Source organism: Micromonospora sp. SD19, assembly GCF_054462275.1.
The window spans coordinates 105101-129740 of sequence record NZ_JBTLMN010000001.1 but is presented as its reverse complement, the minus strand read 5'-3'; the positions used below and the strand labels follow the sequence as shown (position 1 = coordinate 129740).

At 72.3% G+C, this 24640-nt stretch carries 22 protein-coding genes and 1 pseudogene; 12 read left to right on the top strand and 11 right to left on the bottom strand.

Features of this window, described 5'->3' with window-relative positions; genetic code table 11:
* The first annotated feature begins 45 nt into the window (after positions 1–45).
* From ACX27O_RS00625 to ACX27O_RS00605, 5 genes are all read left to right on the top strand, one after another.
* Positions 46–3147: an AfsR/SARP family transcriptional regulator gene (locus ACX27O_RS00625; RefSeq protein WP_210865597.1), complete on the top strand. Its 3102-nt coding sequence runs from the start codon at positions 46–48 to the stop codon at positions 3145–3147.
* A 261-nt stretch (positions 3148–3408) separates the two neighbouring features.
* Positions 3409–3900: a cyclic pyranopterin monophosphate synthase MoaC gene (moaC, locus tag ACX27O_RS00620; protein WP_210865596.1), complete on the top strand. Its 492-nt coding sequence runs from the start codon at positions 3409–3411 to the stop codon at positions 3898–3900.
* Positions 3897–4367, top strand: a complete 471-nt coding sequence (locus tag ACX27O_RS00615) for a MogA/MoaB family molybdenum cofactor biosynthesis protein (protein WP_030331783.1) — start codon at positions 3897–3899, stop codon at positions 4365–4367. Before moaC ends, ACX27O_RS00615 begins: the two co-directional genes overlap by 4 nt.
* A 67-nt stretch (positions 4368–4434) precedes the next feature.
* Positions 4435–5691 carry a molybdopterin molybdotransferase MoeA gene (locus ACX27O_RS00610; protein WP_210860117.1) on the top strand — a complete coding sequence of 419 codons (1257 nt, stop codon included), beginning with the start codon at positions 4435–4437 and terminating at the stop codon, positions 5689–5691.
* Positions 5688–6116, top strand: a complete 429-nt coding sequence (locus tag ACX27O_RS00605) for a molybdenum cofactor biosynthesis protein MoaE (protein ID WP_030331779.1) — start codon at positions 5688–5690, stop codon at positions 6114–6116. The genes ACX27O_RS00610 and ACX27O_RS00605 overlap by 4 nt, the downstream gene beginning before the upstream one ends.
* A 20-nt stretch (positions 6117–6136) precedes the next feature.
* On the opposite strand, the gene ACX27O_RS00600 is transcribed toward ACX27O_RS00605, so the two are convergent.
* Entirely contained in the window at positions 6137–7603 is a 1467-nt protein-coding gene (locus tag ACX27O_RS00600; RefSeq protein ID WP_030331776.1) for a glycosyltransferase 87 family protein, read from the bottom strand.
* 215 nt (positions 7604–7818) lie between these two features.
* A complete protein-coding gene (locus ACX27O_RS00595) occupies positions 7819–8364 on the bottom strand; it encodes a DoxX family protein (protein WP_030331775.1) in 546 nt (181 codons plus the stop codon).
* A 133-nt stretch (positions 8365–8497) separates the two neighbouring features.
* On the opposite strand from ACX27O_RS00595, the gene ACX27O_RS00590 reads away from it, so the two are divergent.
* Positions 8498–9046, top strand: a complete 549-nt coding sequence (locus ACX27O_RS00590) for a GNAT family N-acetyltransferase (RefSeq protein ID WP_210860113.1) — start codon at positions 8498–8500, stop codon at positions 9044–9046.
* A gap of 13 nt (positions 9047–9059) precedes the next feature.
* Here the strand turns inward: ACX27O_RS00590 and ACX27O_RS00585 are convergent, their stop codons facing one another.
* The 3 genes and pseudogenes from ACX27O_RS00585 to ACX27O_RS00575 all read right to left on the bottom strand — a co-directional run.
* The gene (locus tag ACX27O_RS00585; RefSeq protein ID WP_030331772.1) at positions 9060–10301 is read right to left on the bottom strand and encodes an ATP-binding protein; all 1242 of its coding nucleotides are present in this window, start codon (positions 10299–10301) and stop codon (positions 9060–9062) included.
* A gap of 157 nt (positions 10302–10458) precedes the next feature.
* Positions 10459–10905 carry an LppU/SCO3897 family protein gene (locus ACX27O_RS00580; protein ID WP_051708488.1) on the bottom strand — a complete coding sequence of 149 codons (447 nt, stop codon included), beginning with the start codon at positions 10903–10905 and terminating at the stop codon, positions 10459–10461.
* 485 nt (positions 10906–11390) lie between these two features.
* A pseudogene (locus ACX27O_RS00575) lies at positions 11391–11885 on the bottom strand (LppU/SCO3897 family protein); the annotation flags it as partial.
* A gap of 372 nt (positions 11886–12257) precedes the next feature.
* On the opposite strand from ACX27O_RS00575, the gene ACX27O_RS00570 reads away from it, so the two are divergent.
* Both ACX27O_RS00570 and ACX27O_RS00565 read left to right on the top strand, forming a co-directional pair.
* Complete coding sequence (locus ACX27O_RS00570; protein WP_358129607.1) at positions 12258–13262, top strand: EamA family transporter; 1005 nt, start codon at positions 12258–12260, stop codon at positions 13260–13262.
* Positions 13263–13272: 10 nt separating this feature from the next.
* The gene (locus ACX27O_RS00565; protein ID WP_051708446.1) at positions 13273–13926 is read left to right on the top strand and encodes an A24 family peptidase; all 654 of its coding nucleotides are present in this window, start codon (positions 13273–13275) and stop codon (positions 13924–13926) included.
* 294 nt (positions 13927–14220) lie between these two features.
* Here ACX27O_RS00565 and ACX27O_RS00560 read toward each other — a convergent pair whose 3' ends face one another.
* The 5 genes from ACX27O_RS00560 to ACX27O_RS00540 all read right to left on the bottom strand — a co-directional run bounded on the left by ACX27O_RS00560 (position 14221) and on the right by ACX27O_RS00540 (position 20903).
* The gene (locus tag ACX27O_RS00560; RefSeq protein ID WP_358129613.1) at positions 14221–17400 is read right to left on the bottom strand and encodes a UvrD-helicase domain-containing protein; all 3180 of its coding nucleotides are present in this window, start codon (positions 17398–17400) and stop codon (positions 14221–14223) included.
* Positions 17401–17461: 61 nt separating this feature from the next.
* On the bottom strand, positions 17462–18706 hold the full coding sequence (locus ACX27O_RS00555) for a metallophosphoesterase (protein WP_458938801.1): 1245 nt from the start codon (positions 18704–18706) through the stop codon (positions 17462–17464).
* 15 nt (positions 18707–18721) lie between these two features.
* Positions 18722–18976 carry a MoaD/ThiS family protein gene (locus tag ACX27O_RS00550; protein ID WP_458938800.1) on the bottom strand — a complete coding sequence of 85 codons (255 nt, stop codon included), beginning with the start codon at positions 18974–18976 and terminating at the stop codon, positions 18722–18724.
* 2 nt (positions 18977–18978) lie between these two features.
* Positions 18979–19992: a GTP 3',8-cyclase MoaA gene (moaA, locus tag ACX27O_RS00545; RefSeq protein ID WP_458938799.1), complete on the bottom strand. Its 1014-nt coding sequence runs from the start codon at positions 19990–19992 to the stop codon at positions 18979–18981.
* The gene (locus ACX27O_RS00540) at positions 19989–20903 is read right to left on the bottom strand and encodes a fructosamine kinase family protein (protein ID WP_030331753.1); all 915 of its coding nucleotides are present in this window, start codon (positions 20901–20903) and stop codon (positions 19989–19991) included. The genes moaA and ACX27O_RS00540 overlap by 4 nt, the downstream gene beginning before the upstream one ends.
* A gap of 173 nt (positions 20904–21076) precedes the next feature.
* Here ACX27O_RS00540 and ACX27O_RS00535 point away from each other — a divergent pair, with 173 nt between their 5' ends.
* From ACX27O_RS00535 to ACX27O_RS00520, 4 genes are all read left to right on the top strand, one after another.
* Entirely contained in the window at positions 21077–22123 is a 1047-nt protein-coding gene (locus ACX27O_RS00535) for a DUF4192 domain-containing protein (RefSeq protein ID WP_030331751.1), read from the top strand.
* Between the two features lie 61 nt (positions 22124–22184).
* The gene (locus ACX27O_RS00530) at positions 22185–22436 is read left to right on the top strand and encodes a hypothetical protein (RefSeq protein ID WP_030331749.1); all 252 of its coding nucleotides are present in this window, start codon (positions 22185–22187) and stop codon (positions 22434–22436) included.
* Positions 22433–22831, top strand: coding sequence for a hypothetical protein (locus ACX27O_RS00525; protein WP_030331747.1), 399 nt, complete (start codon positions 22433–22435; stop codon positions 22829–22831). Before ACX27O_RS00530 ends, ACX27O_RS00525 begins: the two co-directional genes overlap by 4 nt.
* A gap of 177 nt (positions 22832–23008) precedes the next feature.
* Entirely contained in the window at positions 23009–23722 is a 714-nt protein-coding gene (locus ACX27O_RS00520; RefSeq protein WP_030331745.1) for a GAP family protein, read from the top strand.
* On the opposite strand, the gene fdhD is transcribed toward ACX27O_RS00520, so the two are convergent.
* Positions 23712–24566, bottom strand: coding sequence for a formate dehydrogenase accessory sulfurtransferase FdhD (gene fdhD / locus ACX27O_RS00515; RefSeq protein WP_030331743.1), 855 nt, complete (start codon positions 24564–24566; stop codon positions 23712–23714). The genes ACX27O_RS00520 and fdhD overlap by 11 nt on opposite strands.
* Between the last annotated feature and the right edge of the window lie 74 nt (positions 24567–24640).

Here is a 24640-nt window from a genome sequence, read left to right as displayed (position 1 = left end):
TTCGTTGCGTGATCGGCTGAATACCCCGCTGGAGCAGGGGGACGGGTGGAGATTCAACTTCTGGGCGGCCTCTCAGTACGACTGCTCGCTGACAAGCTGCACCTGGGTACACCCAAACAGCAGGCTGTCTTCGCGATGCTCGCGGTCCAGCCCCGGCAACTGGTGACCCTGGGCGACCTGGTCGACGAGCTGTGGCCGGAGTCCCCACCGCGCTCTGCGGTGGCGAACGTACGGACCTACGCGGCCAATCTGCGTCGAACGTTCGAGGCTTTCGAGTCCGGTCGGGGTGTCATCGTCCGGCAGCAGAGCGGCTACCGGCTCGCAGTGGGGCCGGAATCCGTCGACATGTGTCTCTTCGAGACCGAACGCGTCGCCGGACGGGAAGCGCTGATGGCCGGCCGCCTGGATCAGGCCCTGGAACTGCTGGGGCGCGCCGTCGGGCGATGGCATGGGTCGATGCTCGCCGGCATCCCGCTCGGACCGGTGCTCACCGCGCACGCCGCGACCGCCGAGGAGGAGCGGCTGTTGGCGATGGAACTCCTCGCTGACGTGCAGCTGAGATCGGGCCGGGACGACCTGGCGATCCCGCTGCTGCGGGACATCATCGTGCGGTACCCCCTCCGGGAGCCCGCGTACGTGCTTCTCATCCGAGCGCTGTACGAGCGGGGCGACCACGCCGGCGCCGTCGGGACGTACGGCGAGGTCCGCGCCAGGTTGGCGGAGGAGCTTGGAATCATCCCGGGTGCCGAGCTTCAGGCGCTCCACCGCACGATCCTCACCGTGGCTGCGTCGCTCTCGAAAGCCAGCGCCGCGGTCCGTCCGACTGGCCTGAGTGCGCCCACCGCCTCGAACGTGCCCGCCCCCGCGGCCGTGGTGGCCTCCGCGGAACCACCCAGGCCCAGGCCGGTGGATCACCTTCCCCGGGCGGTCACCGACTTCGTCGGTCGGGAGGACGTGGTGTCGGGGCTGCTCGCGGAGACCCGCCGGGTCGAGGAGCGGGTGCCAGCCGTGCACATCATCGATGGCATGGCGGGTAGCGGCAAGACCACCCTCGCCGTGCACCTCGCCCGCCAGTTGTCCGCCCGGTACCCGGACGCCGCGCTCTTCATCGACCTGTGCGGGCATGGCGAGAAGAAGCCGGTGGAACCAGCGGCTGCCCTGGTCACTCTGCTGCGACAACTCGGGGTACCCGCCAACGGGGTGCCTGTCGACCTGAACGCCAGAGTGGAGTTGTGGCGACAGGAACTCGCTCAGCGGAGATCGGTGATAGTTCTCGACAACGCCGCGAACAGCGACCAGATCGTGCCCCTGCTGCCGACCGAGCCGACCGCCGTCGTGCTGGTGACCTCGCGTCGGCGCTTGTCCCACCCGGATGTGGGGCCCTCGCAGACGCTGCCGGTGCTGAGCCCTCAGGAAAGTGTGGATCTCCTCGGACTGAGCGTCGGACATGACCGGGTCGAGGCCGAGCCGGCGGCCGCCGCCGACGTGGTCCGGCTGTGTGGGCATCTCCCCCTGGCGATTCGGCTGGCCGGTGCCAGGCTCGCCCACCGTCGCGGTTGGCGGTTGGCCGAGATGGCCGAGCAGATGGCTGGCGACCCCCTGGTGCTGCACCACCTGGCGCAGGAGGCGAGCACCGTCACCGGCGCCTTCGCCGCCTCCTACGAACCGCTCCCGGACTCGACCAAGCGTGTCTTTCGCTTCCTGGGCTTGTATCCCGGTAACCGCTTCAGCACGGCGGCGGTCGCCGCACTGACCGGACTGACCATCGCGGAAGCGCACCAGGCGCTCGACGACCTGGTCGACAGCAACCTGGTGGAGGACCTGGACTCGGCGCGATACCGATTACACGACCTCATGCGCCAGTACTCCGTGGAGCTGTGCTCCCGTACCGACTCCGCTAGTGATCGAAGGCTCGGGCTGGCCCAACTGTTGGACTTCACGCTTGATGCGGCGCTGACGGCCGCCGAGACGCTGGAGCCCGGCGTGATGAAGTTCGGCGTCCCGCACCGTCCCTACGGACGACCCGAACTGGTCGCGGCCATTGGTGAGCCCACCGCCGACTGGTTGGAGGCCGAGCGGACCGACCTGGTGACGATGGTGTTGTCCGCGCTCGACTCGGGCTTCTACGAGTACTCCTGGCGGCTGGCCCGGGCCCTCTGGCGGTTCTGCTACATCCGTGGGTACTTCGAGGACATCCTGCTGACCCACCGTCACGCGTTGACCGCCGCGGAGGCGACCGGGGACATCTATGCGATGGCGTTGATGAACAACTATCTCGCCTCCGGCTACGTGCGCACCGGTGACATCCGGCAATCGCTCGACTACCTGACCCGCGCGGTCGCCCTCTCCACGGAGTCGGGGGACGTGCTGGCCACGGCTCGGTACCGCGCGAATCTCGCGGCCGTCTACTGGTGGGGTGGCAACCTGACCGAATCGGTGACCGTCGGTTTCGAGTGCCTGCGCGACTACAAGGGGTACGGCGCCGGCAGGGCACCGATGGTCCTACCGAATCTCGGCATGGCACTGATGATGCTCGGGCGCTACGAGGAGGCGCTGCGCCTGCACCGCCTGCACCTGGCCTGGGCCCGGACGAACTCCGAGGATTTTCACCTGCTCAACGCGCTGAGCCACATCGGTGGCGTACGTGTCCGGATGGGTGAGCTTCCACAGGCGATCCGGATCCTCATGGCCTCCTTGGCCCTGCGCGATCGCACCGGCCACCGGTACGCCGAGGCCGAGGTGCGCAACGACCTCGGGATCGCCTATCGCGGTCTCGGCCGTCTGGTCGAGGCCCAACAGCAGCACGAGGCGGCCAGACAGTTGTCGATCACCTCGGGGGAACGACACGTCGAGGCGGCCGCGCTGAACGAACTCGGCCGTACCCTGCTGGCGCAGGGGCGAGGTGGCGAGGCCGTCGAGATGCACCAGGCCGCCCTGCGACTGGCCACCCGGATCTCGCACCCGTACGAGCAGGGGCGTGCCCTGGCCGGCCTCGCCGACTGCTTCGCCCGCGCCGACCCGGCCGAGGCCCGCAGGCACTGGGAGCGGGCGTTGGCGATCTTCCGGCGGATGGGGGTGCCGGAGCGTTTCGAGGCCGAACGCCGCCTCGCCGAGTTGGCTTCCACAACTGTGACTTCAGGGCCCTGATCAGGTCTAACGGCTCTTATCGATTTCTTATCGCCGGGCCCGGTAACTTCTTGGCCGTATCGGCGAACGGGGGAGGTTCTGCTCCTGGGCAGAACCGGGTCGCCGACACGCACCCGCTGCCAGGTCCCCCCAGCGACCTCGGCGGCGGGTCGGTCAGGAAGGGGCGGCGTCGGGCCGTCGCACCGTCAGCACCCGGTGCGATCGTCAGCGTGACGTCGCTCCTTCCGACCACCGTCGTACCGCACCGATAGGCTCACGCCCGTGACCGAACCCGCGCAGCTCAGCCACGTCGATCGCGCCGGCGCGGCCCGCATGGTCGATGTCTCCGCCAAGGCGGTGACGGGCCGGTTGGCCGTCGCGGCCGGTCTTCTGCGGACGACACCCGAGGTCATCGACCTGTTGCATCGCGACGGTCTGCCCAAGGGTGACGCGCTGGCCGTCGGGCGGCTGGCCGGGATCATGGGGGCCAAGCGCACTCCGGATCTGATCCCGCTGTGCCACCCGATCGCCCTGCACGGCGTCACCGTCGACCTGCGGCTGACCACCGACACCGTGGAGATCACGGCCACTGCCCGCACGGCGGACCGCACGGGGGTGGAGATGGAGGCACTGACGGCGGTGGCCGTCGCCGGTCTCGCCCTGGTCGACATGGTCAAGGCGGTTGACCCGGCGGCCTCGGTGGAGGCGGTCCGGGTGCTGCGCAAGGAGGGCGGCAAGACCGGCGAGTGGGTTCGTCCGGAGGACCGGCAGTGATCCGGGCCCGGGTGATCGTCGCTTCCAATCGGGCAGCGGCCGGTGTCTACGCCGACACCAGCGGGCCGTTGCTCGTCGCCGGGCTGCGCGAGCTGGGCTGCCAGGTCGACGATCCGGTGGTGGTGCCCGACGGTGAGCCGGTCGGCGAGGCCCTGCGGGCCGCCCGCGCCGACGGTGTCGACGTGGTGGTGACCAGCGGTGGCACCGGAGTGACCCCGTCGGACCGGACGCCGGACGTGACCCGGGGCCTGCTGGATTACGAGGTCCCCGGCATCGCCGAGGCGATCCGCGCGCACAGCCGTGACCGGGTGCCGACGTCGGTGCTGTCCCGGGGCCTGGCCGGGGTCGCCGGTCGGATGCTGGTGGTCAACCTGCCCGGCTCGACCGGTGGCGCCCGGGACGGCCTGGCCGTTCTCGGGCCGATCCTCGGGCACACCGTCGACCAGCTTCGCGGCGGGGATCACTGAACCGCTTGGGCCACCTGGTGCACGCCAGGCCCGGACGGGTGTCGGTCCGTGCCGATAGGCTCGGTCGGTGAGCACGGAAACCGCACCCAACGCGGATCGGGTCAGCGCACCCCCGCCTGCCGGGTGGGAGGAAGCGCGTTCGCGGGTCTACGCGGTCGGCCTGGCCGCCGCGTTGCCCACCGTCGCCCGACCACTCGTCGACACCGACGGGTCGACCCTGGCCGAGCCGTTGACCACCCGCACCGACCTGCCGGCGTTCCCGACCTCCAGCGTGGATGGCTGGGCGGTGCGCGGCAGTGGTCCGTGGCGCGTCGTCGGGCGGGTCCTGGCCGGCAGCACCCCCGCGCCGCTCACCGAGGACGACACGACCGTCGAGATCGCGACCGGTGCGATGGTGCCCGAGGGGGCCACCGCCGTGCTGCGCGTGGAAGAGTCGAAAAATGCTGACGGCCTGGTCAGCGGCGTTCCCCGGAGCACGCCCGAGTGGCGCAAACCCGGCGAGGAGGCGTACGCCGATGAGGTGTTGCTGCCGGCCGGCACGCCGGTCGACCCGGCGGTGATCGGCCTGGCGGCCACCTGCGGGCACGACACGCTGCGGGTTCGACGGGCGCCGCGTGCCGCGCTGCTGGTCTTCGGCGACGAGCTGCTGACAGCGGGCCCGCCCGCGGCCGGTCGGGTCCGCGACGCGCTGGGCCCCTCGGTGCCGGCGTGGCTGCGGCGCTACGGCTGCCAGGTCCGCCCGTCCGACGTGGTCGGCCCGGTGGCCGACACGCTGCCCGCGCACGTGGCGGCACTGCGCTCGGCGCTGACGAACGCCGATCTGGTCTGCACCACCGGCGGCACGATGAACGGTCCGGTCGACCACCTGCACCCGACCCTGGAGGCGCTCGGCGCCGACTACGTGGTCAACACGGTGGCGGTCCGCCCCGGCTTCCCGATGCTGCTGGCCCGGCTGACCGGCCCCGACGGGCGTGCCCGGTTCGTGGCCGGGCTGCCGGGCAACCCGCAGTCCGCGATCGTCGCGCTGGTGTCGCTGGTCGCCCCACTGCTCGCCGGCCTCCAGGGCCGGTCGATGCCGGTGTTGCCGCAGGCCACGTTGGCCGAGGCGGTGCCCGGCCGCGGTGACCACACCCACCTGGCGCTGGTCCGACTGGACCGAGCCGCCGGGGTGGCGTCCCCGGTCCGCCACGTCGGCTCGGCGATGCTGCGGGGCGTGGCCGGCGCGGACGGGTTCGCCGTCATCCGCCCCGGCACCAGCGGCGAGCCGGGCGACCGGGTGCCGATCGTGCCACTGCCGTTGTTTCCCGGGGAGCGTGCGTCGTGACCGCACCAGCTGTCACCTTCGGCGAGGTCACCGACCGGCCACTCGACCTGGCCGCACACGAGGCCGCGGTCGCCGACCGGCGGGCCGGCGCGGTGGTGTCCTTCCAGGGCGTGGTCCGCGACCACGACCACGGCCGCCAGGTCACCAGCCTGGAGTACGAGGGGCACCCGAGCGCCGAGCAGGTGCTGCGCGAGGTGGCCGCCGAGATCGCCGCGGAGCCCGACGTCTACGCGGTGGCGGTCTCGCACCGGGTCGGCCCCCTGGCGATCGGTGACGTGGCGCTGGTCGCCGCGGTGAGCACCGCGCACCGGGCGGCGGCCTTCGCGGCCTGCGCCCGGCTGGTCGACGAGGTCAAGGCGCGACTGCCGATCTGGAAGCGGCAGGTCTTCACCGACGGCACCGAGGAATGGGTCAACTGCCCCTGACGGGTCACCTGCCCCACCCGTCAGCGGTGACCGTTGACCGCCACGGCCCTGGACAGCCGGTCGCCGTAGAACGCGGGCTCCGCACCCGGTCGCCAGGGCAGCGCGGCGACCAGCACGATCAGGGCGAGCGCGAGCGAGTTCTCCATCAGCGCGCCGAACAGACCGTCCTGGTAGTGCGACATCTCCGGCAGTTGGTGTTCGTACGGCCAGATCGGCGAGATCAGGAAGAGCAGGTAGAGCCCGATCGCGGCGACGCCGTGGCGCAGCCCGGTCAGCGTCGGGTACCAGATCGGCGGGCGGAGCCCGTTGACCCCGGGGAGCCCGCCGAAGACCGGCCCCTGACCGGTGCGCTGCGGTGTCCCCCGGCTCGCCTCGCGGCGACGCACAGCGGCGTCGGCCAGCACGATGATCGCCGGGATCACCCAGACCAGGTGGTGCGTCCAGGAGATCGGGCTGATCACGTTCGCGGTGAGACCGACAAGCGTGAAGGCGGTCAGCTCGTCACCGTCGGCGCGGGAACTCGCGGCCCGGGACAGGCCCAGCGCCAGGACCAGCACCGAGAAGGCGAGCCACAACAGCCCCGGAGTCTCGATCGAGTCGTACAGCCGGGCGAGCAGACCGGCGAGGGACTGGTTGGGCGTCATGTCCGCCGCGCCGACCCGTTCGGTCTGCCACAGCACGCTGCCGAAGTAGGTCCGTGACTCGTCGCCGACGATCGCGAAGGTCCCCAGCGTCACGCCGATCGTGGTGCCGATGGCGGTGGCCGCCACCCGCCACTGACGGGTGATCAGCAGGTAGGCGATGAACAGCGCCGGGGTGAGCTTGACAGCCGTGGCGAGGCCGATCCCGGCCCCGGCCCAGGCCCCGCCGTAGACGAAGCGCAGCAGCGGGCCGTCGGTGGCGGCGTAGTGGGTGCCCCGGCGGGACCGCCAGCGAAGGCCGATCAGGTCAGCCATGATCAGGGCGAACAGCAGGATGTTGACCTGGCCGTACCCGAGCGTCTCCCGGCCCGGCTCGATGGCGACCGCGAGCGGCACCGCCACGGCCACCGTGAACCACAGTGGCCACCCCAGCCGGTCCACGATGGGTCGGAGCAGCCCGGCCAGCACCAGCGCCAACGCGGCGATGCTGGCGGCGGCGTTGACCAGGCCGGCCGCGTCGATCGGCAGCTGCGCCATCGGCAACATGACCAGCCCGGCGAAGGGTGGGTAGGTGAACCCGAGCGTGGTTTCGGGCGCGATGAACTCGTAGAGCTCGTGACCGCTCGCCCACCACACCACGGCACCGTGGTAGATCTTCATGTCGAAGAAGTTGTACGGTCGCCCGAAAGCGCCGATGGCGAGCCATGCGGCATAGGCGACGGCGGCCACGATGGCACCCCGTACGACGTTCCTACGATCGATCCCGCGCGTCACGCGGTCGATCCCGCGCGTCACCCGTTGGATTGGGGCGAGGCGGTCCGCCCGTCTACCGACATCCGTCGGCATGGCGTGGCCACCCCCGTACCAAGGTTGTCCTATCCGTCCAGGTCCTGCACGGAGCCTAGAACGGCGCCTCACGTCAGTGCCTCCCGCGTTATGCGACCGTGTCCGATCCCACACATGTTTTTGACATTTCCACCGCGTTAACGCCTACCGGGTGGTTCAGGTAATTCGTGCCCTTAGCGGGGGGTGGGGGTGAGACCGAGACGGATCGACGCAGGTCAGCCGGGGAGCCGACGTGCGGTGGAGGCGGAGCGGACGGCGATTCGGGCCTCGCGTCGGGCGGTCCGGACGGCGCGTTGCACGGAACGTCGAGAGTGGCCGATGCGATGGCCCGTCCGCCACCGCAGCCCCGGCTTGCCGCCGGTGTCCGCCGCGGCGAGCAGCAGACCGCCGAGGAGCCCGATGTTCTTCAGGACGTGGATCTGGTTGTTGTTCTTGGCGATCGGGTCGTCGTTCTTCCAGAAGGGATGCCCGGCGACGGTCACCGGCACCAGCGTGCCGGCGAGGACCAGCGCCGCGGGTCGGCTGAACCGGCCGGTGGCCAGCATCAACCCGGCGCTGACCTGCACGGCGGCGTTGAGTCGGATCAACGTCTCGGTCTCGGTGGGGAAGCTCGGGTGCGCCTTCTTCAGCATCGGTGCGACCTTGTCGGTCACGGGTTTGGCGGCGGCCGACAGCCGGCCGGGAGCGCGGAAGTTGCGATACCCGCTGACCACGAAGATGCCGCTCAGCATGGCGCGGGCGAGGGAGCGTACGGGCGTCATGGATCAGTCATACCCCGTCGCGGCGTTTGCTACCCGGGCAACCGCAGGATCGGATTGGTGTTCGTACACGTACGCCACGCCGAATCGAGCGACAGTCACGGATGGACGGGCACCGACGGGTAACGTCGCGCGGGTGACCACGCTGCGGCTACGCCCCGAGGACCCGGCCGACGCCGGCTCGGTGCGCCGCGTGCTGGCCGCGGCCTTCGCCCGCCCGGACGTGACGACGCCGCCGGAGGTCAGCCTGGTGGACGAGCTGCGCGACACCACCGCCTGGTTGCCGGAGCTGGCCATGGTCGCCGAGTACGGCGGTGAGGTGGTCGGTTACGCGCTGCTCACCCGGGTGCGTCTGCGGCCGGAGCGAGGCGCCGACGTGCCCGTGCTGGCGCTCGGCCCGGTGGCGGTCGCGCCGCACCGGCAACGTGTCGGGCACGGCACAGCGGTCGTGCAGGCCGCACTGGACGCCTCCACCGAGTTGGGTGAGCGACTCGTCGTCGTCCTCGGCGCGCCGGCCTTCTACCGCCGGTTCGGGTTCGGCCCGGCGAGTGAGCTGGGCCTGACCGGTCCGTGGGCGGGCCTCGGTGAGCCGTGGCAGGCGTTGGTGCTGCCGCCGTCCACCAGCGAGGAAGGCCCGCCGCCGCGCGGCGAGGTGCTCTTTCCGGCGCCCTGGTCGAAGGTCTGACCGGGCCGACGCGTCAGGCCGGCTGCGTCCGCAGGTACCGGCCGAAGTGCGGGACCGTGAAGGCGACGGTGCCCCGCTCACCTGAGTAGATCAACCCCTTCTTGATCAGCGCGTCCCGGGCCGGGGAGAGGCTGGCCGGCTTGCGGCCGAGGGCTCGGGCGATCTCCGCGGTGGGCACCGCGGCGTCCATGTCGTCGCGGACCACCGCGCCGGGCTCGCCCTCCACCGCGGACAACGTGGCCATCGCCCGCATGTACTCACGTTCGGCGGGAGTGGCCCGTTCGAACCGGGACCCGAAGAACCCGACCGCCAGCTCAGCTTCCGCCTCGGGTGCGGCGACCCGCACGTCGGCGGCGGTGATCGGCGAGCGCGGCGCGTTGTCCCAGGTCGCCTTGCCGTACGCCTGGACGAAGTAGGGGTAGCCGCCGGACTTCTCGTAGAGCAGGTCGAGGGCCTTCTGCTCGTACTCGACCTCCTCGCGCTCGGCGGGCGCGCAGAGCGCCTGGTCGGCGGCGATCCGGTCGAGCCGGTCGATGCGCTGGTAGCGGAACAACCGTTCGGAGTACGACTTGGCGGCGCTGAGCACTGCCGGCAGGTGCGGAAGGCCGGCACCGACGACGATCAGCGGTGCGCCGAGCTGGGACAGCTCGTGGCAGGCGGCGCAGAGAGCCGACACGTCCTCCGGGCCGAGATCCTGCATCTCGTCGATGAAGATGGCGATACCGGTGCCCACGTCGCTGGCCACCGCCGCAGCGTCGCTGAACAGCTCGACCAGGTCGATCTCGATGTCGCCGGAGTCGGCCCGACCGCTGGCGGCCGGCACGTCGATGCCGGGCTGCCACCGGTCGCGCAGCTTGGTGGCGGCACCGGCCCGGCCGGTCGGGGTGGACCGCTGGGCGAACGCCTTGAGGACGCCGAGGAACGCGTCGATCCGGTCCGGTGCGCGGTGGCGGGGGGCCAACTCGCGCACCGCCATGTGCAGCGCGGCGGCGACCGGTCGGCGCAATGACTGGTCCGGTCGAGCTTCGATCTTGCCGCTGCCCCAGAGCCGGTTGATCGCCTGGGACCGGAGGGTGTTGAGCAGGACCGTCTTGCCGACGCCGCGTAGCCCGGTGAGCATCAGGCTGCGCTCGGGTCGGCCGCGGGCGATGCGCTCCAGCACGATGTCGAAGACGTCCAGCTCCCGCCCCCGCCCGGCGAGTTCGGGCGGGCGCTGGCCGGCGCCCGGCGCGTACGGGTTGCGGACCGGATCCACGCATCGCAGATTATCGGGCCATCTAGCTGCGGGGCTAGACATGGATAGATGGGGCTACCGGCGTGTCGGAACCGTCGACAACAAACTAGGGCTGTCTAGCGTCCACGCTAGACAGCCCTAGTTTTGCCAATCGGCGGACCGGCCGCCCAGCTCGGAGCTACCGCTTCTTCAGACAGAGCACGTAGTCGAACAGGTCGACCGAGTTGTCGTGCACGTAGTTCGCTGTCGCCTGAGGCGCGAGCACCTCACACCGGTCGCCGTCGGTGGTCGCCGGAATGCGCAGCAGCACCTGATACGTGTTCGGGCCGCACGGCACCTTGCGGAGCTCCGCGTCGTCCTCGCTGCCGTCGTTCACCACGCAGTCGCCCCGCGCGAACTCCTCGTCCGGAGACGGCGCGGCTGACGGCGGCGCGTCGCTGGGCAGGGCGGGTGGCACGACCGGAGCGCTCGTCGACGGGGTACGCGCCGCATCGCTGCCAGCGTCGGCCACCTTCCAGACCGCCCAACCGGCCAGGCCGAGGCACGGACAGAGCACCAGCAGCACCACCGCCGCGATGATGAGGGCGACGTTGCGGCCGGTCTTCGTCGGCGCGGCGGGCGGCATCCCGTAGCCGCCGGGCGGCTGCTGACCCCACGGGGCGGGTGGCTGACCCGGTATCGGACCGGCTGGCTGACCGGGCGTCGGGCCGGCCGGCGGGAACGGGCCCGGCGGAGGGTACGGCCCGGGCGGCGGGTAACCCGGGCCCGAGGTCGGCGGTGGCGCCCACATCGGAGTGGTCGGCGGCTCCGGATTGTCGGACTGCGGCCCCGGGTTGGTGGGCGGCGGCGCCCACATGGGTGCCGTCGGTGGCTCCGCGTCGGCCGGCGGCGGACCCCACTGCTGCCGGGTCGGGTCGTCGGAGGCCGGCGGGGTGCTCCACTGCTGCCGGGTCGGATCGTCGGAGGCCGGCGGGGTGCTCCACTGCGGCACGGTCGGGTCGACCGGTGGTGAGCTGTCAGGCCCGCTGGGCGGGCGCTGGTACGGGTCGTCCGGCTGATCGGAACCCGCAGGTCCGTAGGTCGTCATGTCATCCCCGGGGGTGGGTGGTCTCAGCGTTGCTTGAGGCAGAGGACGAAGTCGAGAGTGTCCAGCTCACTGTCGAAGAAATACCAGTTGGTGTAACCCTTCACCTTGTCGCACTTGGTCTCGGCGTCCCGCTCGCCGCTGGTCGGGCCGTCGATCCGGCTCAGCACCTCGTACGACTTCGCGGTGCAACCGCTGATCAGCAGCTTGGGTTTGCCGCCGGCGGCGCCGTCGTTGCGGACGCACTGGCCGACCTTGGCGAACCGGGGATCGGCCGACGACTCCGGCGCCGCCGCGCTCGGCGCGGGCTCGACCGCGTCCGCGCTGGGCTCACCGGCAACCGCCGCCGGACTGCTCGGCGCCGCCGCCGGCGCCGGGTCGCTCTGCCCATCGCGGAACCAGAACACACCGGCGACGGCCAGCACCACGAGGACGACGGCCAGCACCGCGATCAGCGGCCCCCGGCCGCGCCGGCCTGGTGCCGGATCCTCGCCGTACGGGTCGTCGGGCCGGTACGGCGGCTGCTCGCCGTAGGTCGGTGTCGGCTGGTACGAGCCGCCGTAGGGCGCGCCGGGCGCTGCACCGTACTGCGTTCCCGGACCGCCTCCGTAGGTCGGCTCGCCGTATGACCCGGGCCCCTGCGGGCCGGGCGGATACGACGAGACCGCCGGCGGGTAGGACTCGGGCGTCGGTGGGTACGACTCGGGCCTGGGCGGGTACTGCCGCTGCACCGGATGACCTGGTGTCTCATCGGGTCGCTGGCCACGCCACGGCCCCGGGTGGCCGCCTCCCGGTTGTCCGTAGTTCGTCATGCCGCCCTCCTGCACGAGTGGTGAGAGGCCGGCCACCAAAGCGCGACGCGGACTCCGAGGTCACCGTAGCGTGGTCCACTGATGAGCTCACCTCCACCGAGCGCCACGGCCCTCGCCGGCCGTCGCGTCAGCACCACACCGGCACTGATCTGGACCGCGTTGATCGTGGTCTACCTGCTCTGGGGGTCGACCTATCTGGCCATCCGGATCACCGTGGAGACGCTGCCCCCGCTGCTGTCGGCCGCCCTCCGGTTCGCGGTGGCCGGCCTGATCCTGGCGGTGGTGCTGCGGTTGCGCCGGGGCCCCGGCGCGCTGCGGGTGGACCGACGGCAACTCGGCTCCGTCGCGTTGGTCGGGGTGCTCCTGCTCGCCGGTGGCAACGGCCTGGTGGTGCTCGCCGAATCGGGGCCGCCCGGCGTCGCGGTGCCGTCCGGGATCGCCGCGCTGCTGGTGGCCACGGTGCCGCTGCTGGTGGTGCTGTTGCGCTCGGCCACCGGGGACCGGCCGCCGCTCTGGACGTTCGCCGGGGTCACTGTGGGCTTCGTCGGCCTGATCCTGTTGGTGCTGCCCGGCGGTGGTTCGGGCGCGGTGCCGCTGGTCGGGGCGTTGACTGTGGTGGCGGCGACCGCCTCCTGGTCGGTCGGGTCGTTCCTGTCCGGACGGATCCGGATGCCCGCCGACCCCTTCGTGGCCACCGTGTACGAGATGGTGGCTGGCTCGCTGGTGCTGGCGGTCGTCGCCGCCGGTCGGGGCGAACTGGCCGACTTCCACCCGGCGGCGGTCAGCACCCGGTCCTGGTTGGCGCTGGGCTACCTCATGGTGGCTGGTTCACTGGTGGCCTTCACCGCGTACGTCTGGCTGCTGCACAACGCGCCGATCTCGCTGGTGTCGACGTACGCCTACGTGAACCCGGCGGTCGCGGTGGTGCTCGGCGCGCTGCTGGTGGCCGAGCCGGTCACCCCGCAGGTGCTGCTCGGCGGTGCCGTCATCGTGGCCGGGGTCGCGGTGGTGGTGGTCACCGAACGGCCGCGTCGGTCCGGCACGGGATCACGATCGGGGGTCACGCCGGTGCGCGAGCGTCGGTAACGTCCGGGCCATGTCGGCCGCCGCGCTGGTGTCGATCGCTCTGCTCGGCACATTGGTCGGCCTCGTCGTACCCCTGATGTCGCGGCGCTTCGCCACGGCGGACGCCGGGTCGTGGGCGTTTGCACCGCCGCAGCCGTTCCGGCGGCCCTGGGTCGCGCCGATGGTGGCGGCCAGCGTCTTCGTCGGCCTTGCCGGCGCGGCTGCCGACGACCCGGCGTTACCGGTCTTCCTCGCGGTCGGGGCGGTCGGTCTGGTGCTCGCGCGGGTCGACCTGGCCTGCCTGCGGCTGCCCGACCCGCTGGTCCTCATTGCCGGGTTGCTGGCCCTCGGGGGTCTGACAGTTGCGGCGGTGCTGTCCGACGCTCCCGGCCGGCTGCTCGGCGTGCTGGGCGGCGCGGCGGTCGCGGGGACGGCGCACGTGCTGCTGGCAGTGCTGCCCGGGTCCCGACTGGGTTTCGGCGACGTGAAACTCGCCACCGTCCTCGGCCTGCCGCTCGGCTGGCTGGGGCGGGACGCCCTGCTGGCCGGGATTCTGCTGCCGCACGTCCTGCAGGGCGTCCTGGTCCTCGGCCTGCTGGCCGCCCGAAAGGTGCACCGGGACACCGCGCTACCCCTCGGCCCAGCCCTGCTGACCGGCGCCTGGCTCGCCGCTCTCCTCACCTGACCCCCACCCCGCGCCGCAAGCCCCGCGCCGCAAGCCCCGCGCCGCAAGCCCCGCGCCGCAAGCCCCGCGCCGCAAGCCCCGCGCCGCAAGCCCCGCGCCGCAAGCCCCGCGCCGCAAGCCCCGCGCCGCAAGCCCCGCGCCGCAAGCCCTGCGCCGCAAGCCCTGCGCCGCAAGCCCTCGTCGATCTTGCGGTTTCGGTGCCGGCACAAGGTGCATCTCCACGCAGAAGGGCAACAGAAAGCGCAAGATCGGCGCAGCTAAGGGGCGGGGTCTGGGGGGAGGAGGGGGCGGGGGTTAGATCAGGCGGAGTTGGCGGTCCTTTGGGCGGCGGGGTTCTTCTTCGCCGAAGCGTTCGAAGAGGCCCGGGTCGATGCTGGAGAGGAACGGCGAGGGGGCGCAGTCGCGCTCCGCGCCGTGGCGGATGCGGCGGGCCGCGTGACTGACGTACAGCCGGTCCTGGGCCCGGGTCAGGCCGACGAAGAAGAGCCGGCGCTCCTCGGCGACGGCGTCGTCGTCTGGTGTCGAGCCCGGCCAGCGCAGCGGCAGCAGCCCGTCCTCGACGCCGACCAGGAAGACCACCGGGAACTCCAGGCCCTTCGCGGCGTGCAGGGTGAGCAGCGTGACCGCCTCGGCGCGCGGGTCCAGCGCGTCCACCTCCGCGCCGGTCGCCAACTGCGACAGGAAGGTCTCCAGGTCGTCGCCGCAGCGCCGGGCCAACGGGGTCAGCAGGTCCACCGCCGAGCGGACGTCCTCGGGGCGGACGGTGCTGCCCGCGCCGTCCAGGGTGGGCACGGCGAACCGCTCCGCGACCACCTGACCGGCCAGCCGCACCCGGGCGGCCAGCGAGCCGGCCAGACCGTCGGCGTGCCGTAGCTCCCGGGCGATGGCGGCAACCCCGGGCCGATCCCGCAGCCGGTCGTGGGAACGCTTCTGCACGGGGATGTTGGCCCGGGTCAGGGCGTCCACGATCGGGGCGGCCTGCGCGTCGGTGCGGTACAGCACGGCGATGTCGGAGAACGACAGCGAGGTGGACCGGCCGTCGATGCGACCCGAGTCCAGCGAGCGGTGCGACAGCCCGCCGACCAGGTCGTCGACGGTACGCACCACGAAGTCGGCCTCCTCGACCACGGACGCCGCCGGGTAGCGCCCGACCAGCGGGGCCTCCGGGTCGAGCCGGGCCGGGTCCAGTCGTCGACCCCGCACCAGCGAGGACGGCGCGATGGCCTGCACCGCGGCGGCCAGGATCGGCGCCGACGAGCGGTAGTTGCGGTTGAGCCGCACCAGTCGGGCGTCGGTGAAGTCCTCGGAGAAGCGCAGGAAGTAGCCGACGTCGGCACCCCGGAACGAGTAGATCGCCTGGTCCGGGTCGCCGATCGCGCAGAGGTTGCCGTCGGTGGGGCTGAGCAGCCGCAGCAGCTCGTACTGCACCTCGTCGACGTCCTGGTACTCGTCGACGAAGATCCACCGCCAGCGGTCCCGGTACCGCTCGACCAGCTTCCGGTCGGCCCGCAGCAACTCCACCGGCAGGGTCACCAGCTCGTCCAGGTCCACCAGGTCCTGCTTACGCAGCAGGGACGTGTAGGTGGCGCTGTCGTCGCCGGCCTCGGTGCGGGCCGCCGCCCGCTCGGCGTCGTCGGCGATCCGGAAGTCGGCCGGCAGGCCCGCAGCGGCGGTGTTCTCCCGCAGGATCAGCAGCCCCAGCGCGTGGAACGTGCCCACTGTGACGTCCTCGGCGACCGGGCCGAGCAGGCCGTCGAGGCGGTGCCGCAACTCCTCGGCGGCCCGGCGGGTGAACGTGATCGCGAGGCAGTGCTCGGGGAAGACGTTCAGCTCCGCGCAGAGGTACGCGATCCGGTGGGTCAGTGTCCTGGTCTTGCCGGTGCCCGGACCGGCCACGATGAGCAGCGGGCCACCAGGTGCCGACGCGGCCACCCGCTGCATGGCGTCCAGCCGGTCCAGCAGGCCGGTACCGACCTCCTCCATGCCGGCGAGCATCGGCTCGAACGGTTCGTGCGGAGACGGCGGCGACGCGATCGGCGGCGCGGGCGTCGGGGCCGGCTTCCGCTTCGGCTCCGACTTCGCCGCCGCCGGGCGCTTTGCCGCGACCCGGGGCGCCGGCTCCGTGGGCCGTCGCTGCGCCGGCACCGGTACGTCGAACAGGGTCTCCTGCGCGCCCAGCTCGGCCGGGTCGAAGAGCGTGATCACGCCGTACTCGCCGTCGTAGCCGGGCACCCGCCGGACGTCGCCGCGCCGCAGCCGCCCGATGCCCTCCGCGAGCAGTTCACCGCCGGCCTGCTCGATGTCGGCCAACGGCGTCGTGGTCAGGATCTCCAGCTCGGGGCCGAGTGCGGCGAGCAACTCGTTGAACCGCCCCTCGACCTTCTTCGACCGGGCACCCACCTTGTTGATCTCGCCGAGGATCTCGGCCAGCGGCACCAGGTGAGTGACGTCCCGGGCGTGTGCCGGCCGGTGCCCGGCCGGACGGTCGGCCAGCTCCTCGACCCGGCTGAGGACACCCACGGTGAGCGGTTTGCCGCACTCGGGGCAGCGGCCGCCGGCGGTCCGGGTGCGCTCCGGAGACCAGTTCACCCCACACAGCCGGTGCCCGTCCGCGTGGTACTTGCCCTCCTCCGGGAAGAACTCGACAGTGCCGGCCAGGCCGTCACCGGTACGCAGCGCCTCCCGAACGGCGAAGTAGTCCCGTTCCGCGGTCAGCACTGTCGCCTCCCGGCCGAGAGCCGGTGGCGAGTGCGCGTCCGAGTTGGACACCAACTGGTAGCCGTCCAGGCTGCCGACGCGCCAGTTCATCGCGGGGTCGGAGGAGAGCCCGGTCTCCACGGCGAAGATGTGTTCGGCCAGGTCGGCGTAGCAGTCCGCGATCGCGTCGAAGCCGGACTTCGAGCCCAACGCGGAGAACCACGGCGTCCAGATGTGCGCGGGCACCAGGTAACCGTCGGGGCTGGCCTCAAGCGTGATCTCCAGCAGGTCGCGGGAGTCCAGTCCGAGGATCGGCCGGCCGTCGGAGCCGAGGTTGCCGATCCGGCCGAGGGCGGTGTTGAACCGGGCCACCGCGTCCAGATCCGGCAGGTAGATCAGGTGGTGCACCTTGCGGGTCCGGTCGTCCCGCTTGTAGATGGTGGAGATCTCCACGCTCAGCATGAACCGGACCGGGTCCGCCTCCGCCGTCGAGGCGAGTCGGGGTGGCAGTCGGCGGGCGATGTCCCGTTCCGCTTCCGGGTCGAGTCGGTAGAGCCCCGGCTCGGCCGGGCGCAGCGTCTCCCGCAGGTGGTCGTACCAGGCGGGGTGGGTGAAGTCGCCGGTGCCGAGCAGGCCGATGCCCTTACGCCGGGCCCACCACGCGAGGTTCGGCGTGGTGAGATCACGGCTGCACGCGCGCGAGTACTTCGAGTGGATGTGCAGGTCCGCGACGAATGGCGGTAGGCCACCGGGGGGTACGGCGCTGAACGGGGGCACGCCGCATCCTGTCACGCCCGCCGCGCCGGCCACCCGCCGCCACGCGCGGACGTGACCTCCGCTATGCCGAGCGCAGCTCGACCAGACTGATTTGCGGCTCCGCGCCGACCCGGACCGGCGGACCCCAGAAACCGGCGCCGTTGGTCACGTAGACCTTGGTGCCGTCCACCTCACCGAGCCCGCTGACCACCGGCTGCTCCAGCCGGACGGCCAGGTTGAACGGCACCATCTGCCCGCCGTGGGTGTGCCCGGACAACTGAAGATCGACGCCGTACCTGGCTGCCTCCATCGCAGCCGCAGGCTGGTGCGCGAGCAGGACGACGGGCCGGCTCGGGTCGCGGTCACCGAGGGCGGCGGCGAAGTCCGGACCGGCCGCGAGGCCGGTGCCCGCCCCGCTGAGGTCGTTCACGCCAGCCAGGTCGAGCACCCCACCCCGGGCCTGGATCTCCTGCCGCCGGTTCTGCAGCACCCGCAGACCGAGCCGGTCGACCTCCTGGACCCACTCCTCGACGCCGGAGTAGTACTCATGGTTGCCGGTGACGAAGAAGCTGCCGTAGCGGGAGCGCAGGTCGCGCAGCGGCGCGGCGGCCGAGCCGAGTTCGGCGACGGAGCCGTCCACCAGGTCACCGACGACGGCGACGATGTCCGCGTCGAGCCGGTTGATCGCGGCGACGATCCGCTCGGTGTGTGCCCGGCCGCGCAGCGGGCCGAGGTGGATGTCGGAGACGGTGGCGATGCGCAGACCGTCCATGCTGCGGGGGAGCTTGGCGAGCGGGATCCGCACCCGGTCCAGCTGCGGCGGGCCGAGGGCGGTGCGGACGCCGTACCCCGTGATGCCGGTGGCGGTGAGGCCGGCGAAGATGGCCGCCCCACGGGCCAGCAGCAACCGACGGGACGGGTCGTGGTCCGGTGCCGCGACAGCGCCGGCGGCCGGCGGGTCGGTCGGCCCGGCGGCACCGACCAGTACCGGTTCGGGCGCGGCGGTGGTCGGCTCCGCGGCAACCACCCGGCGGCGCAGCACCAGCCGGGCGACGAGCATCGGCACTTCCAGCACGACAAGCACGACAAGCAGGTAGAACATCAGCGCGAGCCACAGGTAGCCCGGCCAGGCGAGCCAGTAGAGCCCGGCCTGCGTCCCGGCGAGGGTGACCGGCACCAGCACGGCCAGCACCACGGCGGTGATCGCGCCGACCCGTCGCCAGCGACCCGGTGTGGTGGTGTCCCGAACCAGCCGCTTCCACAGGTAGAGGTGGATGAGACCGGTGACCAGCGCCAGGACAGCCACGAACCCCAGAACCGCCATCATGTGTGCGCGCCTCCCTCAGCCGCCCGCGAACGGGGGCAGGACATCGATCGTGGCCCCGGCCGGTAGGGGTGCCTGACGATCATGACAGGTGACGCCGTTCACGAGGAAACTCGCCACCCGCAGCACCCTGGCGAGACGGTCGCCGTGGCGCTGGGACAGCTCGGCCGTGAGGTCGTCGAGTGACCGCCCACCGGGGACGGCCTCCTCGGCGCGGCCGGCGGCGGCGCGGGCGCCAGCGAAGTAGCGGACGGTCAGCGGTGTCCCCGGCATGCTCAGCCCCCGATCGCGGACATCGGTCGGGTCGGTTGGAGGAAGGTCGGGTCGTCGATGCCGTGCCCGGCGCGCTTGCCCCACATCGCGGTACGCCAGCGTCGGGCCAGCTCGTCGTCGTCCGCGCCGGCCCGCAGCGCGGCGCGCAGATCCGACTCCTCGGTGGCGAAGAGGCAGGCGCGGACCTGACCGTCGGCGGTCAGCCGGGTGCGGTCGCAGTCCCCGCAGAAGGGGCGGGTGACGCTGGCGATCACACCGACCCGGGCGGGACCTCCGTCGACCAGCCAGGTCTCCGCCGGTGCCGCACCGCGCTCGGCCGGGTCGGGGCTGAGATCGAAGGCGGTACGCAGGGACGCCAGGATCTCCTCGGCGGTGACCATGGTGTCGCGGGCCCAACCGTGCTGGGCGTCCAGCGGCATCTGCTCGATGATCCGCAGCTGGTAGTCGTGATCGAGGGCGAAGCGGAGCAGCGCTGGCGCCTCGTCCTCGTTCACACCTCGCATCAGCACTGAGTTGATCTTCACGGGGCTGAGGCCGACTGCCGCCGCCCCGGCCAGCCCGGCCAGCACCGCGTCGAGGCGGGGACGGCGGGTGAGCGTGGTGAACCGGTCCGGGTCCAGGGTGTCCAGTGAGACGTTCACCCGGTCCAGGCCGGCCGCGCGCAACGCCGGGGCCAGCCGGTCCAGGCCGATGCCGTTGGTGGTCAGCGAGACCCGGGGGCGGGGCTGGAGGGCGGCGACGGCCGTCACGATGTCGACCAGCCCGGGTCGGATCAGCGGCTCACCGCCGGTGAACCGCACCTCGGTCACGCCGAGCATCTCGACCGCCACCTGGACCAGCCGGACGATCTCCTCGTCGGTCAGCAGCTCGGGGCCGGCCAGCCAGGGCAGCCCTTCCGCCGGCATGCAGTAGGTGCAGCGCAGGTTGCACTTGTCGGTGAGGGACACGCGCAGGTCCCGGGCGACGCGGCCGTACCGGTCGACGAGGACGCCGTCGGACCCCGGGGCGGCGCTCACCTGTCGACCGTAGCGCGCTCGGCCCGGCCCAGGACGGCGCGGGCGGTCCGGACGACCGCATCTCGGTAACTGGCGCCGAAGAGCGCGGTGTGCACAAGCAGCAGATGCAGCTGATGTAGCGGCACGCGGTCCCGCCAACCGTCCGACAGCGGCCAACTCTCCTGGTAGGCGGCCAGCACCCGACCCAGGTGGGGGATGCCGCCGAAGAGGGCGAGCTGGGCGAGATCCGTTTCCCGGTGCCCACCGTGCGCCGCCGGGTCGACCAGCCAGGCCCGGTCGTCGGCCCCCCACAGCACGTTGCCCGGCCACAGGTCGCCGTGGATGCGCGCGGGCGGCTCGTCGCCGCCGAGCCCGTCGAGGCGACCGATCACCTGCTCGACCAGATCGGCGTCGGCCCCGCTGAGCGCACCGCCGTCGACCGAGCGTCGCAGGTAGGGGGCGAGGCGCCGCTCGACGAACCAGGTCGACCAGCGCCCCTCGGTGGGGGTGTTGTCCTGGGGAAGCGCGCCGATGAAACCGGGCCAGGCCGCACCGAAGGTGGTCGCGCCCGCCCGGTGCAACCCGGCCAACTCCCGGCCGAAGCGCTCCGCGGCCTCCGGCGTCGGCTCGCCGGGCTCCACCCAGTCGAGCGCCAGCAGCTCCGGCAACACCACGATCACCTCGGGTACGGCGACCGCGCCCGCCTCCCGCAGCCAGCGCAGGCCGGCGGCCTCGGCGGCGAAGAAGCCCTCCGGCACCGGTCGGTCGGCGTTCTCCGGCCAGGACTTGGCGAAGACGGAGTGGCCGTCGTCGAGGGTGAGCCGGGCGGCGGCGCAGATGTCTCCACCGGCGACCGGCGTCTCCCGGAGCCGCTGATGGGTCCGGAAGGTCGGGAGGTGCGCCGGATGCGCGCGCAGGTACGCCAGGTCCATCAGCGCACGGTAACCGCTCCTTACGACAGCCAGGTGTCGCCCGACGACATCGGCGCTCTTTCGGCACTCGTCGGTGTGGCATGAGCAGGGAAAACACGCTGCGTAACTGTGGATAAGCCGCGTGTCGTCCACAGGGGTGGCCGGGCCCGGTGCCCCCGCCGCAGGCTTCCGACATGACCTCGACCGAACGCCCCCAGTTGGCCGTCCGCTCACCCGCCGACCTGATCGCCGCCGTGCCGTACCTGCTGGGTTTCCACCCCGCCGACAGCGTGGTCGCGGTGGCGCTGCGCGGTCGGCAGATCATCTTCGCCGCCCGCGCCGACCTGCCCGAGCCGTCCACGGATCCCCTCGACCGGGCCCGACACCTGGCCGGGGTGATCCACCGGCAGGGCGCGGAGGCTGCCACGGTCGTGGGTTACGGCCCGCCCGACCGGGTCACCCCGAGCGTGGATGCCGTACGCGCCGCGCTGACCGGTGTCGGCCTGGAGGTGCTCGACGCGCTGCGGGTGACCGACGGCCGGTGGTGGTCCTACCTCTGCACCGAGGCCGAGTGCTGCCCACCCGAGGGTCGCCGCTACGACCCGGAGATCAACCAGGTGACGGCGTCGGCGGTCTTCGCCGGCCAGGTGGCTCTCCCGGACCGGGCCGCCCTCGTGGCGCAGGTGTCGCCGGTCGAAGGGCCGGCCCGGGACGCGTTGCGCGCGGCCGCCGTCGGGGCCGAGAAACGGCTCGTCGACCTGATCGAGGGCGCGCCCGCCAGCGATCTGCTCGGCGGTCGAGCGGTGCGCTCCGCCGGGGTGACGGCGGTTCGCGAGGCGCAACGCCGGCAGCGGCGCGGTGAACGGCTCGACGATGCGGAGGTCGCCTGGCTGTGCCTGCTGCTGACCCACCTGCCGGTGCGCGACCACGCCTGGGAACGCACCGACGGTCGCGATCGGGACATCGCCCTGTGGACCGACGTGCTGCGCCGGGCCGAGCCGGAGCTGACCGCCGCGCCCGGTGCGTTGCTGGCGTTCGCTGCCTGGCGCGCCGGGCAGGGCGCGTTGGCGGCGGTCGCGCTCGAACGCACGCTCGGTCTGCACCCCGGCTACTCGCTCGCCCTGCTGCTGGACGACCTGATCCGGCGCGGCGTGCCCCCGGCCGAGCTGGACGGCTGGCCGTCGGTCGGGATGCCCGGGGTCATCCGTCCCCGCAGACGGAGCCGACGTGGCCGCCGCTGACCGGTCCGATCACACGCTTGGTAATACCGCGGGTGCTACCAGAATTGGTAGGCTGGCGGACATGACCGTCAAGCGCTCCGTGAGCCTCCCCGACGACGTCGCGGAGTGGCTGGATCGGCAGCCCAACGTCTCGGCCGCCATCACCGCGGCGGTACGAGCCCAGATGGAGGTCATGCACCTCGACGAGGTGCTGCGGCGTGCCGGCATCGAGGTGACCGAGGCGGGCCGGGCGCGGTGGCGGGAGCGGCTGGCGACGCCCATTCCGGCGGACGCCCTGGCCGAAGGACGCCGGATGTTGGGCCGCGCGGGATGAGCGATCAGATCGCTGCCGTCTTCGACGCGTCGGCGTTGACGGCCTACCTCGAGGGCAACCCATCGGTGGGGGAGCTGATGCTGGAGGTCGCCGACGAGGGTCGGCAGGTGGCCGTACCGGCGACGTGCCTGGCTGTCGCCTTCGCAAACGCGACCGACGAGATCGATGCCGCGCTGCTGGCCCTGATGATGACCGCGCCGATGATCCGCCTGCTGCCTCTCGACGCCGAGGACGTGCGAGACACCGGCACGTTGGCCCGCGCCGGGGACGGTGACATCTCGCTCGGCCATGCCGCCCGTGCGGCACTCACCCACGAGGCGCACTACGCGACGGCGCGACCCGAGGCCGCGGCGAAGGTGCTCCCCACCAACTGGAGCATCCTCCAGCTGGCCTGACGAGCGACAAGGCTGCGACGCGAACCCGAGTCGATCATGCGCAGGGCGGGCCCTGGCCGCTTCCCTCGGCACCGCCCTCCGTCGAAGGATGTACGCGTTGCTCCTGTCCACGGCCGACGCGGCCGGCTCACCACCGCCGGAGAATGATCTCGTGGCCGTTAACCGTGTCGGTACGACATGACCCCCGAGTTGCTGCTGTCGCTGGCCGGGCTGGCGTTGATCGACAGCACCAGCATCGGCACCCTCTTCATCCCGGTCTGGCTGCTGCTCGCACCCGGGACGATCAACGCGCGGCGGATCCTCGTCTACCTCGGCACCATCGCCGTCTTCTACTTCGCCGTGGGGCTGCTGCTCGCCCTGGGTGGCAGCCAGTTGGCCGACGTCCTCGGCGGGGCGATGGACAACCGGCCGGTGCTCTGGGCGCAGCTCGTTCTCGGGGTCGGGCTGTTCGCGCTCAGCTTCCGGTACGACGGCAAACGACGCCCACGCGGCGGCGGTGTGCTGCGGTGGCGGGACCGCGTCACAGCTGGCGACTCCTCGGTGCGCTGGCTGGTGGGGCTGGCGCTCCTCGCCGCGCTCGCGGAGGTGGCGACGATGCTGCCGTACCTCGGCGCGGTCGGCCTGCTGACCACCTCCGAGGTCGGTGCGGCGCAGATGGTGGGTCTGCTCGCTGCCTACTGCGTGGTCATGGTGTTGCCGGCGGTGCTGCTGCTCGGAGCGCGAATGGCGTGGCCGAGGTTGGTCGAGCCGGTGCTGGGCCGGCTCAACGCCTGGATCGCGCGCCACTCCGGCGGCATGCTCGGCTGGATCCTCGGCATCGCGGGCTTCCTGCTGGCCCGCGACGCCGTGATCCGGCTGGACCTGCTCGACCAGTTGGTGATCAGACTGTGATCCGTTCGGGGCGGGCGTAGACGTTCATCGTGTTGCCGCGCAGGAAGCCAACAAGTGTCATGCCCGCCTCCTCGGCCAACTCGGCGGCGAGGGTGCTCGGGGCGGACACCGCGGCCAGCAGCGGCAGCCCGGCCATCCACGCCTTCTGGGTCAGCTCGAAGCTGGCCCGCCCGGAGACCAGCAGCAGGTGCCCGGCGAGCGGCAGCCGGCGCTCCCGCACCGCCCAGCCGATCACCTTGTCCACGGCGTTGTGTCGGCCCACGTCCTCGCGCAGCACCACCAGTTCGCCGTCGGGGGTGAACAAGCCGGCCGCGTGCAGCCCGCCGGTCCGGTCGAAGCCGCGCTGGGCGGCGCGCAACCGGTCGGGCAGGTCGGCGAGCAGCGTGGCCGGCACGCTGAGAGGGTCCGCCGAGACCGGGAAGAGCGACCGGGTGCGTACCGCGTCGATGCTGGCCTTGCCGCAGACCCCGCAGGAGCTGGTCGTGTAGAAGTTCCGGGACGGGTCGGTGGTCGGTTCCGGCACTCCGGGGGCGAGCACCACGTCCACCACGTTGTACGTGTTCGGTGTCTCCGCGCCGGCGCAGAGCTGCGCGGTCAGCACGTCGTCGGTCGACCGGATCAGCCCCTCCGTCAGCAGGAACCCGATGGCCAGGTCCAGGTCGTCGCCGGGGGTACGCATGGTGACGGCGAGCGGCCGCCGTCGGCCGGGGCCGGCCGCGCCGACCCGGATCTCCAGCGGCTCTTCCACGGCGAGGGTGTCCGGCCGGCGGACCGACCCGCGGCCGGCGCTCGCCGCGTCCAGGTCGATCCGGAGTACGCCCCTGCGATCAGTTGCCCGTCCCATCCCGCCATCCTCCCCCCACCCCACCCCGAACCACCCACCCCAACCCCACCCACCCCCACCCCGCGCGTTGATCA